This window comes from Aurantimonas sp. 22II-16-19i, from assembly GCF_002088275.1.
In the GTDB taxonomy this organism is placed as follows: Bacteria; Pseudomonadota; Alphaproteobacteria; order Rhizobiales; family Rhizobiaceae; genus Jiella.
Genome location: NZ_AQQS01000054.1, coordinates 1 through 15,463, shown reverse-complemented (window position 1 = coordinate 15,463; position 15,463 = coordinate 1). Strand labels below are relative to the sequence as shown.

Sequence of the window (15,463 nt, the reverse complement as noted above, 5' to 3'; positions counted from 1 at the left end):
CTCCCCCTTGCGACCGCGTCGCAGCGCGGCCTAGGCGCGGCCGTGAAGGCCCGCCGCGAGCGCCGCGCTCAGTTGGCCTTGGAGCCCTTGCGGTAGATCCAGTAGTGGGCGCCTTCCTCGGCGATGTAGGCGGCGTTCTTCAGTGTGGCCACCCGTTCGAGGACGCCCTCGGCCTCGATGCGCGATGTGGCGCTGTCGAAGTCGGTGCCGTCGAAATAGCTCTTGCGGGTCGAGACGATCAGGAAGCCGCCATCCGCCAGATAGGAGGCGAGGCGCTTCAGGCCGTCGGGCTCGACATGGCCGAGGGTGAAGACGCCGCAGCACACGATCAGATCGTAGCCCCTGGCGAAGACCGGCGCCTGATCGACGTTAAGGTCGACATTGGCGACGAGCTCGCGATAGACGCCCGTATCGTTGGCGATGTCGCACATTTCCTGAGAAAGGTCGAAGCCGTCGATCGCCTCGAAACCCTTCGCCTTCAGTTCGAGACCCGCAAGCCCGGTGCCGCAGCCGGCATCGAGGACGCGGATCGCCTTCGGGGCCCGCCCGAGGAAGCTGTCGGCCACCATGACCGCCATGCTGGCGATCGCCCGCGGACCGCCATATTCCTCTCGCCTGACGTCGTCGTCGTAACGCGAAGCCCAATCCGCGTAGTACTTTTCGAGCTTGCTGGTGTCTCCATCAAGTTCGTGCGACGCATGAATGGTGCTTTCCGAATTCGACAAAACTCGACCTCTCGTCTGATTGCGATAGCTTGAAGAATACGCATCTTGCCGGGCATTTCGAGACTTGACAGGGATACTGATTGAACTTTCTCGTTCAGGCTTGATATCATACGCGTTTCACGGACGGCGTGAAACACTGCAGCGCCGTTTGGCGCGTTGCGGGACGTTGGCCCGCCGAATTCTGCGCGGCGACGCAGGAAATTCGCGCCAAGACGCTTCGGCCGCCCCGGGCCCGGCCGCACGCTCGCAGGTGATGATCCGGCAACGAAATTGTGATGATGCTTGTCCGGTTTTTCCAACCCGAAATCTTCGGCGGCAAGCGCTTGAAACCACTCGCGACCTGCCGGCGGACGCCGGCTCCCGCGCCAGTTTAGAATATTTCCAAGGCATTGTTTTTGCTGGCGATCTGGCTGTCGCTATGGCATGCGGCACACAGGCGACGACATACGGGCCTTCGTGATCCCGCGATGCCGCCGTGACCGACCGCCATCCGTCGGGATCCCGCTTCCAAGGGATTCCGCCCCTCCAAGACGCTGCCAAGGAAGAGCTCGATGACGTCTCTGCGCACCGACCATTTCACCAGAACCGCAACCCTGACGCTGGCGCTGCTGGGGTCCGCCTTCGCGGCCACGGCCGCGCAGGCCGCGGACGTCAACATCTACACCTCCCGCCAGCCCGAGCTGATCCAGCCGGTCCTCGACGCCTTCACCGAGGAGACCGGGCTGTCGACGGCGACGATCTTCATCGACAAGGGCCTCGAGGAACGCGTCAAGGCCGAGGGCGCCAATTCGCCGGCCGACCTCATCATGACCGTCGACATCGGCCGCCTCGACGCGGCCAAGCAGGCCGGCGTCGTCCAGCCGGTGACGAGCTCGACCCTCGAGGCGAACATCCCGGCGGAATTCCGCGACACCGCGAACGAGTGGTTCGCGCTGACCAGCCGCGCCCGCGTCGTCTATGCCTCGAAGGACCGGGTCGACGTCGACCAGATCACCTACAAGGATCTCGCCGATCCGAAGTGGAAGGGGCGCCTGTGCACCCGCTCCGGCCAGCACCAGTACAACATCGCGCTGATCGCGGCCTATATCGCCCATCACGGCGAAGACGCGGCGCGGGACTGGGTCGCGGGGCTTCGCGACAATCTCGCCCGGCGTCCCGAAGGCGGTGACCGCGACCAGGCCAAGGCGATCTTTGCCGGCGAATGCGACATCGCGCTCGGCAACACCTACTATGTCGGCAAGATGGCGACCAACGAGAAGGAGCCGGAGCAGAAGGACTGGGCCGAGGCGATCAAGGTGATCATGCCGACCTTCGACAACGGCCTCACCCATGTGAACATCTCCGGCGTCTCCCTTGCCAAGAACGCGCCGAACCGCGACAACGCCGTCAAGCTCATGGAATTCCTGTCGAGCGACGAAGCGCAGAAGATCTATGCCGAACTCAACTACGAATATCCGGTCGAGCCCGGCATCGAGACGTCCGAGCTGGTGGAGTCCTTCGGCGACCTGAAGCCGGACAACCTGGCGCTGGACGAGATCGCCCGCCACCGCGCCAAGGCTTCCGAGATCGTCGACGAGGTCAATTACGACGGCGGCCCGCAGAGCTGACGCGCCGCGGCCACGCCCAAACGAGACGTACCCAGCACAGATGTCCGCCATTCGCCCTGCCAGAGGCTGGCCCGCAATCCTGCCGATGCGACGCAAGGGAAAGGGCGATGGCGGCTATGTCGCCACCGCCCTCGTCCTTGCGGCGCTGGTCGCCATGCCGTTCCTGGCGCTCGTCTGGCTGGCGGTCTCCGGTGCGTCGTCCAACTGGTCGCATCTGGCGACGACGATCCTGCCGGAGGCGAGCCTCGTCACCGCCGAGCTGATGCTCGGCGTCGCCCTCCTCACCGGCACGATGGGCGTCGTCACGGCCTGGCTGGTGGCGAGCTTCGAATTTCCCGGCCGGCGCCTGTTCTCCTGGGCGCTGGTCCTGCCTCTGGCGGTGCCGACCTACATTGCCGCCTATGCCTTCGTGGAATTCCTGCATTTCGCCGGCCCGGTCCAGACCGCGATCCGGGCGCTGTTCGGCTACAGCAGCAGCCGGGACTACTGGTTTCCCGAGATCCGCTCGCTGCCGGGGGCGGTGCTGATCCTCTCCTCGGTGCTCTACCCATACGTCTATCTGACGGTGCGGATGGTGTTCCTGATGCAGGGGCGCAAGGCCGCCGACGTCGCCCGCACCCTCGGGGCGAGCCAGGCGACGATCTTCCTGCGCATCCTCCTGCCCCTCGCCCGTCCCGCGATCGCCGTCGGCGTCACCCTGGCGCTGATGGAGGCGGTCAACGACATCGGCGCGGTGGAATTCCTCGGCGTCAGGACGTTGACCTTCGCGGTCTATTCCACCTGGCTCAATCGCGGCGACCTCTACGGCGCGACGCAGATCGCCCTGTTGATGCTGGCGGTGATCGTGCTCCTCGTCACCGTCGAGCGCCTCGCCCGCCGCCAGCAGCGCTTCACCCTCGGGCGGTCCGATCGCCCGCAGCCGGGATCCGAGCGGCTGGCCGGCGGCCGGGCCTTCCTCGCCACCGCGGCCTGCGCCCTGCCGATCGTCCTCGGCTTCGGCATCCCGTTCCTCATCCTCGGCGACTATGGGCTGCGGCGTCTCGACCAGCTTGCCGATCCGCAGCTGTGGCGGGCCTTCCGCAACACCGTCGCCCTCGCCTCCATCACCGGCCTCGTCACGGTCACGGCCGGCTTCCTGCTGGCCTATGGCGTCCGGCTGACCGGTTCGAAGCGCCTCGTGCTGATGACCCGCCTCGCCGTCCTCGGCTATGCGGTTCCCGGCACCGTCCTTGCCATCGGCATCCTCATTCCGCTGGCCGGCCTCGACAATTTCGTCGATGCGCGGATGCGCGAGACCTTCGACGTCTCGACCGGGCTCCTGCTTTCGGGATCGGGCTTTGCCATCGTCTATGCCGGCTTCGTCCGCTTCATGGCGATGGGCCACGGCTCGCTCGAAAGCGGCTTCGCCAAGCTCTCCCCGCATCTCGACATGGCGGCGCGCACGCTCGGCCGCGCGCCCGGTGCAACCCTCGTCGAGGTGTTGCTGCCGCTGATGCGACCGGCCCTCCTCACCGCCTTCCTCCTGGTCTTCGTCGAGGCGTCGAAGGAGCTGTCGGCGACGATCCTCCTGCGCCCCTTCGACTTCGAGACGCTGGCGACCTTCGTCTATGCCCAGACCTCGCGCTCGGCCTTCGAGGAGGGCGCGGTGGCGGCGCTGCTCATCGTCCTCGTCGGCATCCTGCCGGTGGCGATCCTCAATCGCTCGATTCTGGCCGAGACGGCGCGAAGCTGACGGGACGAAGCCGATGGCCCGAAGGTCACGGCCGCAATCGACGGGCCAACGCTGGCGGCCGAAGCTGGCGGCCGCGCCCTGAAGTCAGCCGGCCAGCCATTCTACCCTCCCCAAAGCCCGCTCCGGCCCTAGCTCACGTCGCAGTGATGCCGGCCGCCTTCGATTCGATCGGCGGCGACGCAAATCGTGCGAAGAGGGGTGTTCTTCCCATGTCTGAAATTTCCGAACCTCGAACCGCCGGAGGCGCCTGGCTGGTCGTCGCGGCGAGCGCCGTCGGCGCCCTGGTCGCGGCGTTCAACGTCGTCAATACCGGCAACGGCATCGCCTGGAGCTTCGGCGCCTGGCTGGTGCTGGTGTCGAGCATCCTGGTCGTCGTCGCCGGCCTCATCCTCGCCTGGCATCTGGCGCTGTCGAAGGGCGCACGCGGCGCCATCGCGGTTCTGCTGCTGCTCGGCATCCTCGGCACCGGCGTCGCCGCCTACTTCCTCACCGCCTGGATCCTCCTCGTCGCCATGGGCGTCGCCCTCGTCGGCTGGGTCATCCACGTGGCAGCCGATCCCAGCCCGCTGGACTGACCGCCACCATCTCTCTGACGGGACCACTTACGATGAAAATTGCCAAAACGGCCGCATCTTCCGCGGCGCTCGCCCTGATCTTCTCCCTCGCCGCCCCCGCCTTGGCGCAGGACGGCGGACAGACGCCGGAAGCGCCGCAATACGGCGCGACGCAGGAACCCGGCGGTGCGTCCGACGGCGAAGCGGAGACCTCGGGCACCGAAGTCGATCCCAACCGCGCGGACGACACCGGCCCCACCGCCACCGGGCAGGACGCGGCGGATCCCGAGGCGGGCCAGAACGGTTCCGGCGGGGCCGCCGGGAGCGGCGAGGACGAGGGATCGGATCAGGCGCAGGGCGCCGGCCAATCGACCCAGACGCCGAACCTCACCACCGAGGAGACCCAGGGCGGCGGCAGCGTCGATCGCCCTGCCGGCTCGGATGCCGCGCAGGCCGGCGAAGCCGGCGAGGCGGGAGCCACGGCCCAGGCGCGCCAGCGGCAGGAGCCCGACGCCTGGATGGAGACGCCCGACAGCTGGGCGACCTTCAACGGCGACCTCCGGGCCCAGAAATATTCGCCGGCGGACCAGATCACCCCGGAGAACGTCGATCAGCTGGAAAAGGTCTGGGAGTATCACACCGGCGACGTCTCGGACGGCTCCGGCGACATTCCCACCACGGTGTGGTCGGCGACCCCGCTCTTCGTCAACGACACGCTCTATATCGGCACGCCCTTCTACCGGATCATCGCGCTGGAGCCGGATACCGGCAAGGAGAAGTGGGCCTTCGACCCGCATGCGCGGCTCGAGGCCCTGACCCAGCCGGCGATGAAGAACCGCGGCGTCGCCTATTGGCAGGCCGATGAGATCCAGGAGGGCGAGGCCTGCCAGAAGATGGTCTATATCGGGACCATGGACGCCAAGCTCTACGGCGTCGACGCCGATACCGGCAAGCCCTGCGCCGACTTCGGCACCGACGGCATGCTCGACGTCAACCAGTGGAACACGGTCAACGACAAGTGGCCGCTGTCGCTGCTCCAGGCCGCGACCGTCTATCACGACACGCTGTTCCTCGGCTGGGCCGGCAAGGACTGGACCAACTCTGCCGCCCCTCCCGGCACCGTCTTCGCCCTCGACGCCAGGACCGGCAAGCTGAAGTGGATGTTCCACGCGCTGCCGAACGAGGTCCTCGAGACGACCGGGACGGCCAATGTCTGGGCCTCGATGTCCATCGATCCCGAGCGCGGCCTCCTCTACCTCCCGATCTCCTCGCCGAGCCCGAACTACTACGGCGGCGAGCGCAAGGAGAAGCTGCCGCTGGCGACCTCGGTGACGGCGCTCGACACCGAGACCGGCAAGGTCGCATGGAGCCGGCAGCTGATCCATCACGACATCTGGGACTACGACACCGTCGCCCCGCCGACGCTCGTCGACATCCAGAAGGACGGCAAGACCGTCCCCGCCCTCGTCCAGACCTCCAAGCAGGGCTTCATCTACGTGCTCGATCGCGAGACCGGCGAGCCGGTCTATCCGATCGAGGAGCGCCCGGTTCCCGCCTCCGACGTTCCCGGCGAGGAGGCCTCGCCGACCCAGCCCTTCGTCGACAGGCCGGCGCCGGTCATCGGTGACGACTGGCCGGGCGTCGATCCGCTCGCCGATGCCGTCAGCTTCGGCGAGTGCTCGCGCCGCGCCGAGGGCTACCGCTGGGAGGGGCGCTTCACGCCCCCGAGCCTCCAGGGCACTATCGCCTATCCGCCGACCACCGGCGGCTCGCAATGGGGCGGCGGCGCGGTCGATCCGGAAACCGGTATCTATGTCGTCAACTCCAACTCGGTCGTGCAGATCTACACGCTGATCCCGCGCGAGGAGTTCGAGCAGGGGGGCCAGGAAGGCGAGACCTCGGGCTATTACGCCCAGGGCGACGCACCCTACGCCTTCAAGCTCGAGACCTTCCTCAACTGGGCCGGCATGCCCTGCTGGAAGGGACCCTACGGCACGATCGCGGCCTATGACCTCAAGACCGGCGACCGGCTGTGGAACGAGCCCTTCGGCCAGGTCCAGAAATACGGCTTCTACATGCCCGAATCCTGGGGCTCGGTGACGATCGGCGGGCCGGTGATCACCAAGTCCGGGCTGATCTTCATCGGCGCCTCGATGGACAGCCGCGTCCGGGCGCTCGACCTTGCGACCGGCGAAGTGCTGTGGAAGGGGCTGGTCGACGCTCCCGCCGTCGCCCTGCCGGCGGTCTACACCTACAAGGGCCGGCAATACGTGACCTTCGTCGTCGGCGGCAACACCATCCTGTTGCCGAAGGTGTCGGACCAGGTGGTGACGTTCGCGCTGCCGGAGTGAACGCCAAGCGGAGCTCGGGAAGATCTCGCTGAACCTGTCTGCCGCGGCGGCGCGAAGCCCCGCGGCAGATGGCCTTCCAAGAGCGTCTCACCGAGCCGCGCCCGACCCGATATTTCGTTGGTTGCCAATGCGTTGCCGTCCGCAGAGGAACCGCTCCCTGATCTTCGCGTTCGCCTCATGGGCACCCTCACAACTCACAAATGAGGTCAGGGATATGAAACGCGTTTCTCTTCTTTTCGCCGGCGCGGCGCTTTGCAGCCTTCCGGCTACCGCAGCCTTCGCGGACTGCCGCGAGGAGCTCGCCAGCCTCAGCGCCGACAGCACGACGACCGCATCGACGTCCTCCTCCCGAACCGGGGCGGGATCCTCCGGCTCTGGCGGCATGGCGTCGGGCGACGCTTCGGCGGCACCGGGCACCACCACCAATTTCGAGACCGGCCAGATCTCCGGCGCGGACGCCTCGGGCGCCGGCCAGGCGAGCGAAGGCATTTCCAAGGACGGCAGCCTCGCCCCGCTCGAAAGCGAGGGTGACGCGAACGCCTCGGCAACGACGGGAGCCTCCGGAGGCGCGTCGGGCACCGAATCGGCCAGCGGCACCACGGCGCCCCAGACCCAGTCTTCGGCATCGGCTGCGGGCACGACGACCGGGACCGCAGGCAACGCAGGCGGCGGCGACGTCTCCAAGGACGGACAGACGATGCCGATGGCCAATAGCGCCGGCGGCGGCGAGCCGTCCGTCGCCATGTCCGGCCAGGACGCCGGCGCCCAGCAGAGCGGCGGCGAGACGGCGGCCGCCAGCAGCGGCCAGGGCACCGGCACCTCCAGCAGTGGCGGCAGCGGCAACCAGATGGCAACCGGCGACCAGATGGCCAGCGCCTCGGACGGCGGCTACGGCGATGCGGTGAAGCGGGCCGAGGCGGCGCTCGCCAGCGGCGACGAGGAGGCCTGTCTCGCCGCGGTCGAGGAAGCTCGCGGCATGCAGGGCAGCAACGCCTCGCAGTGACCCCGACGATGTCATGACGATGGGGTCGGCAACGACGCTGCCGGCCCTTCCCGACCATCAGCTGCTTCTACGCGTGCGACCCCGTTGCACGGGGCGTTCGGTTCGGCGACGGACCGGCGCCGGCCTGGCCGATGTCAGGCCGACAGTTCGCTGCGCCCCTCGAACTCGGCCAGCGCCTCCGGGTTGGCCAAGGCTTCCTTGTTCTTTACGGGCCGGCCCTCGACCACCTCGCGCACGGCGAGTTCGGTGATCTTGCCGGACTTGGTGCGCGGGATGTCCGTCACGGCCAGCACCTTGGCCGGTACGTGGCGGGGCGAGGCGCCGGTGCGGATCGCGTCCTTGAGGCGCTTGACGAGGTCGTCGGTGAGATCGTGGCCGGCCGCGAGGCGGACGAAGAGCACGACGCGCACGTCGCCGTCCCATGCCTGACCGATGCAGATCGCCTCGATCACCTCCTCGAACTGCTCGACGATGTTGTAGATCTCCGCCGTCCCGATCCGCACGCCCTGCGGGTTCAGCGTCGCGTCGGAGCGGCCGTGGATGATCATGCCGCCGCGTTCGGTCCATTCGGCGAAGTCGCCATGGGCCCAGACGCCGGGAAAGCTCTCGAAATAGGCGCTGGTGTAACGCGTCCCGCCGGGATCGTTCCAGAATTCGATCGGCATCGACGGAAATGCCTTCGTGCAGACGAGATCGCCCTTCTCGCCGCGCACCGGCCTGCCGTCGGTATCGAAGACGTCGACGGCCATGCCGAGCCCCGGCCCCTGGATCTCGCCCTCGTAGACCGGCTGCGTCGGGATGCCGAGGACGAAACAGGCGAGGATGTCCGTTCCGCCGGAGATCGAGGCGAGATGAACGTCCGCCTTCACGTCGGAATAGACATAGGCGAAGCCCTCCGGCGACAGCGGCGAGCCGGTGGAGGTGATCGTTCGGACGCTGGAGAGATCATGGCTCTCCATCGGCTTAAGGCCGAACTTGCGGGCGGAATCGATGTATTTCGCGCTGGTGCCGAAGAAGGTCGCACGCTCCGCGGCGACGTAGTCGAAGACGATGGTCTTGTGGGGATGGAAGGGCGAGCCGTCATAGAGCAGCAGCGTCGAGCCGCCGCCGAGCGCCGCGACCAGCCAGTTCCACATCATCCAGCCGCAGGTGGTGAAGTAGAAGACCCGCGAAGCTTCCTCGTTGCCGCAGTGGAGGAGATGCTCCTTGCGCTGCTGCAGGAGCGTGCCGCCGGCGCCGTGGACGATGCATTTGGGAACGCCGGTCGTCCCCGAGGAGAACATGATGTAGAGCGGATGGTCGAAGGGCAGGCGTTCGAAGACGAGCTCGGCCGGAGCGTAGGCGGCGAGGAAATCGGCGAGTAGCACGCCGTGATGCGCACCGGAGGCCGCCTTCGCCCCGTCCCCCAGATAGGGCACGACGATGGTCTTGCGGGGGGCGAGCTTCGCGCTGATCGCGGCGAGCTTGTCGGCGATGTCGACTTCCCTGGAGGCGTAGAAATAGCCGTCGCAGGCGATGAGCAGCTTCGGCTCGATCTGACCGAAGCGATCGAGGACGCCGCGTTCGCCGAAATCCGGCGAGCAGGAGGAGAACACCGCTCCGAGCGAAGTCGCCGCCAGCATGACGGCGACGGTCTCGGGCAGGTTCGGCATCATTGCGGCGACGCGGTCGCCGGCGACGATCCCCTCGGCGCGGAACGCCTGCTGCAGCCGCGAGACGGTGGCGCGCAGCTCGTCCCAGCTCCACCGGCAGGACACCCTGTCCTCCCCGCGGAACACCAAGGCGTCGTCCGGTCCGGTTCTGGCCAGCAAATTTTCGGCGAAGTTCAGCCTGGCGCCGGGAAAGAAGCGATCCTGGCGCATCGTCGCGCCTTCGAGGAGCGCCGTCTCGCCCTTCTCGCCGACGATGCCCACGTGATCCCAGATGAGCGACCAGAAGGCTTCGCGTTCGGTGGTTGACCACCGATGCAGTGCAGCATAGTCCTCGAAGGGGCGGCCCGTCGCTTGCGAGGCCGCGCGCATGAACCGTGTCATCGGATGGCCTTCGACCCGCGACGCCGAGGGTTTCCACAGCGGTTTCTTGGTCATTGTCCGAACTCCCACCAACCGCCTTGCTGGTGCCATACCCGTGTAACAAAGGCAACGAAGCCGCCGCTCGCCGCATGCTCGCGCGCCCACGCAATTCGGGTCGTCCGGGCTGCCCGGTGCTTTTGAAAACGCCGCCCGGCAGCTATTGAGGGGCGGGAGAATGGATGGAGATGTTGCGGCGTGCGACCTGACTGGCCAGCCGAGAGAGCGCGGGCAGACGAAGCGGCCCCGCAGGGCCGACGCTTGCGGCGGCGCTGGCTGATCGCCGCCTTCGCGGCCGTCATGGGTCTGGTCGTCGTCTTCGCCGCGGTGCTGCCCGGCCTCGCGCTCGGCTCGGATGCGGCGCGGGGCCTCGTCGTCGACCGGCTCGAAAGCCTCACCGGCCGCCACGTCTCCATCGACGGCCGCATCGATTTTTCGATCCTGCCGCGGGCCCGCCTCAGCCTCGAACAGGTGCGCCTCGGCGACGACGACTTCACCATCGACAACCTGGTCGCCCATTTCAGCCTCTTCGACGTCTTCGCCGGCAAGGGGGAGATCTCGCAGCTGGTTCTCGTGCGGCCCGAATGGCGCAGCGCACCCGAGATGAGGGAGCCCGGCAACGGCGCTGGCAGCAGCACCGGCGACGGCCTCCTGGCCGGCCTGCACACGCTGCTGTCCCGGATGGACGGGATCCGCGACGTCGAGATCCGCGACGGGCTGTTCCGGCCCGGTGGCCCGGGCTTCGCCGGCCCGCGCGGCGTCAGCAACGCCAATGTGCAGATCGTCCAGTCCGCCTCCGCCGACAGGCTGAGCATCTCCGGCGCATTCGTCTGGAACGGCCAGCCGACCTCGGTCACTCTCGACGTCGAGGCGGACGGGCCGCTGAAGGAGGGCGGCGGCAGCAGGGTCGACTTCAATCTCGACTCCCCCGCCCTCGCGGCGAACTTCTCCGGCACCGTCCGGCTCGACGATCTCAGGGCGGCGCAGGGGCGCCTCCGGCTCTCCGCCCAGTCCTTCACCCGCGCCACCGAATGGCTGTTCGCCCCCGGCATCCGTATCCCCGAGCTCGGCGCGGTCAACCTGGCCGGCAATCTCGACCTTCGCGGCGACAGCGCCGAGATTCGGGAGGCCGAGCTGAGGATCGGCGCCTCGGAGGGGCGCGGCGCCATGGAGGCGCGCTTCGAGGACGGCATGCCCGTCGTCGGCGGCACCCTCGCCTTCAACGATCTGAACCTCACCCCCATCGCCCGGTCGATCGCGCCCTATCCGCGCAACGCCCTCGATTTCGAGCGCCCGCTGGCGATCGACTTCGCCGACGCGATGCAGATGGAGATCCGGCTCTCGGCCAGCGATCTGATGCTCGGCTCGGTGCCGTTCAGGGATGTCGCGGCCGTGGTCAGCGCCGGCGGCGGCATCGCCAAGCTCGATGTCGGCGATGCCGTGGTGTTCGGCGGCCGGGGACAGGCCGCGATCACGATCGACGGGCGAACCGAGCGACCGAGCGTCGAGGGCTGGATCAGCGCCAGCGGCCTCGACACCGCCAGCATGATGTCGGGCCTGTCGATCGACGCGATCGCAGTGACCGGTCGCTCGGCGATCCGCGCCAGCCTCGAGGCGCCCGCCAGCAACTGGCGGACGATCCTCTCCGAGCTGGCGGTCGAGGCCGATTTCGACGCCCGCAACGGCGCCATCTCAGGCTTCGATCCGCGGGTCTTCGCCGAGCCCGGCGCCCGCCCCCTCGACGCGGGCACGACCGGTGGCACGATCCCCTTCACCGCGCTCGACGCCAAGCTGAAGGTCTCCGGGACGACCCTCGCCCTCGACGCCGTGACGATCCGCAACGCCGCCGGCCAGCTCACCGCCAGCGGCCGATATTTCGCCAGGAGCAACCGCATCGACGTCACCGGCGCGTTCGAGGCCGGCGAGACGGCCGTCGCTTCGGCCGACACCGCATCCGTCGAGACGGCCCCTGCCGCGAGCGCCCGGCGCGTCCAGTTCAGCATGCAGGGCGAATGGCCCAACCCGGCGGTCACGACCGTGCCGGCCGCTTCGCGGTGATGCCTGGCTGGTCGCAGCCCGCCTGATACTGACGGCCCGGGAGACTGTCTCCCGGACCCGTGTGATCGAGCCGGCGCGGCGCTGGAACAGCAAGCCTCCGGCGCCGGCCGAAGACCGGGGCCGACGGCAGGATGCGAGCGGATCACTGTCGGCTGTCTTGCTCCGCTCAAGCTCGCGGGTGCACAACCATCCGAGGATCGTCCGTCGATCCTCCCTGGAAAATCCAGCCCGCGAGACGAGACCGCCCATGCCGCGCGCCCGGACCATGATCGATCCCTCCCCCATCCGCCGCCATGCAGCCCGCGGTGGGCCGCGTGCCCGCCGCCTCCGCCTTGCCGCCGGACTCGCGGTCCTCGGCCTCCCGCTCGTCGGCCTTGCAGCCGGCCCGGCCGCTGGCCAGTCGGTGGTCAAGCTCGGAGCCGACGCTCCCGCGCCATCGGCGAGCGGCACCGACGCCGCCTGCGGCGCGCCGAAATACCACGCCGCGCTCTCCGAGATCCGGGCGAGCCGCTATCCCGCGGTCAAGGCGGCGCGGGAGGACGCCGGAGCGCCCGACGAGAGCCTGCCCGGTCGGCTGATCTTCAACCCGATCGCGGCGCCCGGAGGGGGCGAGGCCCGGCGGGCGCTGGCCGCGGCCAACCAGCTCGCGCGCTCGGGCAATCGGCCCGCCTGGATGGCGAGCAGCGATTCGCGCTGGATCATCAAGGAGGTCTCGAACGAGCTCGGGCGCTATCTCGCCCAGGACGAGACGGAGTTCCTCTGCGGCGGTGTGCCGGACTATCTGAAGACGATGCGCAGCTACCTCGCCCGGGCCGGCGGCGACCCGGCCTCCCTCGACGCGCTGAAGGCGGCGCAGACCGGGATCGCCTCTTCGAGCGTCCTCGCCACACTCGATGCGCTTCGCCCGGTTCCCCTGCCGACGCCGGCGCCCGCCATCCGGGACATGCCGGCGAGCGCCGAGCTCCGGCCCGCCGTCGGCCTCGCGACGGTGCGCAGCGCCGCGGCCGACGAGCCAGCCGCAGCCCCGCCGGCCGCTGCTGCAGGCGATGCGCCCCCTTCCGGCCAGCCGCAGCCGACGATCGACGCGGAGCCGACGGGCGGAACCGCCCCCGCCGCGACGGCGGACACGTCGTCGCCGGTCGAAGATCCCGACCTGCCACCGCTGGCGGAGCCGAAGCCGCTCGCCCTCGCCACCGACGCCGAGCGTCTGGCCGCCCTCGACGCTCTGGTGGAGGCGGCGCTGGCCAGCGGCGCGCTCCCGCAGGACGACGCCGCGATCTCGACCCGCCAGACCGCCGCGCTGGCGACGCCGTCGGATGCGATGCCCTCCGGCGCGGAGGTGGCGAATGACGGCACTGCGGAGGGGCGGCCGGTGCTCGACCGGCTCCTCACTCTTCGCCCGCTCGTCTATGGCGCGCGGCCCGAGATCCGGGACGTCGCCGTGCGTCGCCAGCTCATCGACGCCTTCGCGGCGATCGAGGTCCTCGACTATCTCGCACACCGCCCGGCCGAGAACGCGGATTCCGTCCCCGCCGCGATCGCCGGCGTCATCGACGCCATCGCCGCCGCGCATGCGAAGAATTGCGGCTGCGGCGCCGACTGACAGAGTGCCGGCAGACACCGGCGGATCCGCGGAGTCGTCACATCCAGGCTTTGGGAGACGGAGGATCAGCCGCCGGCGGCAAGTCGCTCGTCGCGGGCCTGGCGCACCAGCCGGCGCTTGTTGAGCAGCGTCGCCGCGACGACGCCGACCGAGACGGTGGCGATCAGGATGGTGCAGACGGCGTTGATCTCCGGCGTCACGCCGAGCCGGACCTGGCTGTAGATCTTCATCGGCAGGGTGGTCGCGCCCGGCCCCGTCGTGAAGGAGGCGATGACCAGATCGTCCAGCGACAGGGTGAAGGCGAGCATCCAGCCGGCCGCCACCGCCGGCCAGATCAGCGGCAGGGTGACCTGGAAGAAGGTCACCGCCGGCGTCGCCCCGAGATCCATCGCCGCGTCCTCCAGCGAGCGGTCGAAGGACATCAGCCGCGACTGCACGACCACCGTGACGAAGCACATGGTGAAGCTGATATGGGCGAGCGTCACGGTCAGGAAGCCGCGATCGAGATCGATGGCGACGAACAGCAACAGCAGCGACAGGCCGGTGATCACCTCCGGCATCACCAGCGGCGCATAGACCATGCCGGTCATCAGCGTACGGCCGGAAAACCGCTTGTAGCGCGACAGGGCGATCGCCGCCATGGTGCCGAGGATCGTCGCGACGCTGGCCGAGATCAGCCCGACCTTCAGCGTCACCCAGGCGGCGTCGAGAAGGCCGCGATTGTTCCAGAGTTCCCGGTACCAGACCGTCGAGAACCCGCCCCAGACCGTCACCAGCCGCGAGGCGTTGAAGGAATAGACGACGAGGAGGAGGATCGGCAGATAGAGGAAGGCAAAGCCGAAGACCATCGACACGACGTTGAACTTCGTGAGCCGCCAGGAGGTCATAGCCGGGCCTGCTGGCGCTGGAAGATGGCGATCGGGACGACGAGCAGCGCGACGAGGACGACGGCGACGGCAGAGGCGACCGGCCAGTCGCGGTTGGTGAAGAACTCCAGCCAGACGGTCTTGCCGATCATCAGCGTGCGCGAGCCGCCGAGGAGATCGGGAATGACGAATTCGCCCGCGGCGGGAATGAACACCAGGAAGCAGCCGGCGATGACGCCCGGCAGGGACAGCGGAAAGGTGATCGTCCAGAAGGTCTTCAGCGGCGGCGAGCCGAGATCGGCGGCGGCCTCGGTCAGGCTGTGGTCCATGCGTTCCAGGCTCGCATAGATCGGCAGCGTCATGAACGGCAGGTAGGAATAGACGATGCCGATGAAGATCGCGATCGGGGTGTTGAGGATGACCAGCGGCTGGTCGATCAGGCCGATCGTCATCAGCATCTGGTTGAACAGGCCCTCCGGCTTGAGAATCGCGATCCAGGCGTAGACGCGGATCAGGAAGCTCGTCCAGAACGGCAGGATGACCAGCATCACCAGCGTCGTGCGCCAGGCCGGCGGCGCCTTCGCCATGCCGTAGGCGAGCGGATAGGCGATGGCGAGCGTCAGCACCGTCGAGGCCGCGGCGATGGCGAGGCTGAGGGTATAGGCGTTGAAGTAGAGTTCGTCGCTGGCGATCCAGGCGTAGTTGTCGAGGGAGAGTTGCTGCAGCGCGCTCCACCAGGTGGCCGGGTCGCCGAAAGTCGGCAGATAAGGCGGCATCGCCACTGCGGTCTGCGACAGCGAGATCTTGAAGACGATCAGGAAGGGCACGAGGAACAGCCCGACCAGCCACAGGAATGGCAGGCCGATGACGACGATGCGGAAGAGGCCGCGCGAGC

The 15,463-nt window shown here is 68.5% G+C and carries 11 protein-coding genes; 7 read left to right on the top strand and 4 right to left on the bottom strand.

Features of this window, described 5'->3' with window-relative positions:
• Positions 1-68: 68 nt before the first annotated feature.
• The gene (locus tag ATO4_RS25555; RefSeq protein ID WP_083594779.1) at positions 69-725 is read right to left on the bottom strand and encodes a class I SAM-dependent methyltransferase; all 657 of its coding nucleotides are present in this window, start codon (positions 723-725) and stop codon (positions 69-71) included.
• Between the two features lie 551 nt (positions 726-1,276).
• On the opposite strand from ATO4_RS25555, the gene ATO4_RS25550 reads away from it, so the two are divergent.
• From ATO4_RS25550 to ATO4_RS25530, 5 genes are all read left to right on the top strand, one after another.
• A complete protein-coding gene (locus tag ATO4_RS25550; protein WP_083594777.1) occupies positions 1,277-2,332 on the top strand; it encodes a Fe(3+) ABC transporter substrate-binding protein in 1,056 nt (351 codons plus the stop codon).
• An 85-nt stretch (positions 2,333-2,417) separates the two neighbouring features.
• Entirely contained in the window at positions 2,418-4,064 is a 1,647-nt protein-coding gene (locus tag ATO4_RS25545; RefSeq protein ID WP_139802702.1) for an iron ABC transporter permease, read from the top strand.
• A 209-nt stretch (positions 4,065-4,273) separates the two neighbouring features.
• Positions 4,274-4,639 carry a hypothetical protein gene (locus tag ATO4_RS25540; protein WP_139802701.1) on the top strand — a complete coding sequence of 122 codons (366 nt, stop codon included), beginning with the start codon at positions 4,274-4,276 and terminating at the stop codon, positions 4,637-4,639.
• A 32-nt stretch (positions 4,640-4,671) separates the two neighbouring features.
• Complete coding sequence (locus ATO4_RS25535) at positions 4,672-6,969, top strand: pyrroloquinoline quinone-dependent dehydrogenase (protein WP_083594771.1); 2,298 nt, start codon at positions 4,672-4,674, stop codon at positions 6,967-6,969.
• A 214-nt stretch (positions 6,970-7,183) separates the two neighbouring features.
• Positions 7,184-7,972: a hypothetical protein gene (locus ATO4_RS25530; RefSeq protein WP_083594769.1), complete on the top strand. Its 789-nt coding sequence runs from the start codon at positions 7,184-7,186 to the stop codon at positions 7,970-7,972.
• Positions 7,973-8,106: 134 nt separating this feature from the next.
• Here ATO4_RS25530 and ATO4_RS25525 read toward each other — a convergent pair whose 3' ends face one another.
• Positions 8,107-10,059 carry an acetoacetate--CoA ligase gene (locus ATO4_RS25525; RefSeq protein ID WP_083594767.1) on the bottom strand — a complete coding sequence of 651 codons (1,953 nt, stop codon included), beginning with the start codon at positions 10,057-10,059 and terminating at the stop codon, positions 8,107-8,109.
• A 243-nt stretch (positions 10,060-10,302) separates the two neighbouring features.
• Between ATO4_RS25525 and ATO4_RS25520 the strand changes: the two genes are divergently transcribed.
• Both ATO4_RS25520 and ATO4_RS25515 read left to right on the top strand, forming a co-directional pair.
• Positions 10,303-12,099: an AsmA-like C-terminal region-containing protein gene (locus ATO4_RS25520; RefSeq protein ID WP_083594765.1), complete on the top strand. Its 1,797-nt coding sequence runs from the start codon at positions 10,303-10,305 to the stop codon at positions 12,097-12,099.
• A gap of 247 nt (positions 12,100-12,346) precedes the next feature.
• Positions 12,347-13,702, top strand: coding sequence for a hypothetical protein (locus ATO4_RS25515; protein WP_083594763.1), 1,356 nt, complete (start codon positions 12,347-12,349; stop codon positions 13,700-13,702).
• 65 nt (positions 13,703-13,767) lie between these two features.
• Here the strand turns inward: ATO4_RS25515 and ATO4_RS25510 are convergent, their stop codons facing one another.
• Entirely contained in the window at positions 13,768-14,589 is an 822-nt protein-coding gene (locus tag ATO4_RS25510) for an ABC transporter permease (protein ID WP_083594761.1), read from the bottom strand.
• Positions 14,586-15,443 carry an ABC transporter permease subunit gene (locus ATO4_RS25505; RefSeq protein ID WP_083594795.1) on the bottom strand — a complete coding sequence of 286 codons (858 nt, stop codon included), beginning with the start codon at positions 15,441-15,443 and terminating at the stop codon, positions 14,586-14,588. The genes ATO4_RS25510 and ATO4_RS25505 overlap by 4 nt, the downstream gene beginning before the upstream one ends.
• Between the last annotated feature and the right edge of the window lie 20 nt (positions 15,444-15,463).

Coding starts and splice junctions, on each gene's coding strand:
- ATO4_RS25550 (WP_083594777.1), top strand. CDS start 1,277: ATGACGTCTCTGCGCACCGACCATTTCACCAGAACCGCAACCCTGACG.
- ATO4_RS25545 (WP_139802702.1), top strand. CDS start 2,418: ATGCGACGCAAGGGAAAGGGCGATGGCGGCTATGTCGCCACCGCCCTC.
- ATO4_RS25540 (WP_139802701.1), top strand. CDS start 4,274: ATGTCTGAAATTTCCGAACCTCGAACCGCCGGAGGCGCCTGGCTGGTC.
- ATO4_RS25535 (WP_083594771.1), top strand. CDS start 4,672: ATGAAAATTGCCAAAACGGCCGCATCTTCCGCGGCGCTCGCCCTGATC.
- ATO4_RS25530 (WP_083594769.1), top strand. CDS start 7,184: ATGAAACGCGTTTCTCTTCTTTTCGCCGGCGCGGCGCTTTGCAGCCTT.
- ATO4_RS25525 (WP_083594767.1), bottom strand. CDS start 10,059: ATGACCAAGAAACCGCTGTGGAAACCCTCGGCGTCGCGGGTCGAAGGC.
- ATO4_RS25515 (WP_083594763.1), top strand. CDS start 12,347: ATGCCGCGCGCCCGGACCATGATCGATCCCTCCCCCATCCGCCGCCAT.
- ATO4_RS25510 (WP_083594761.1), bottom strand. CDS start 14,589: ATGACCTCCTGGCGGCTCACGAAGTTCAACGTCGTGTCGATGGTCTTC.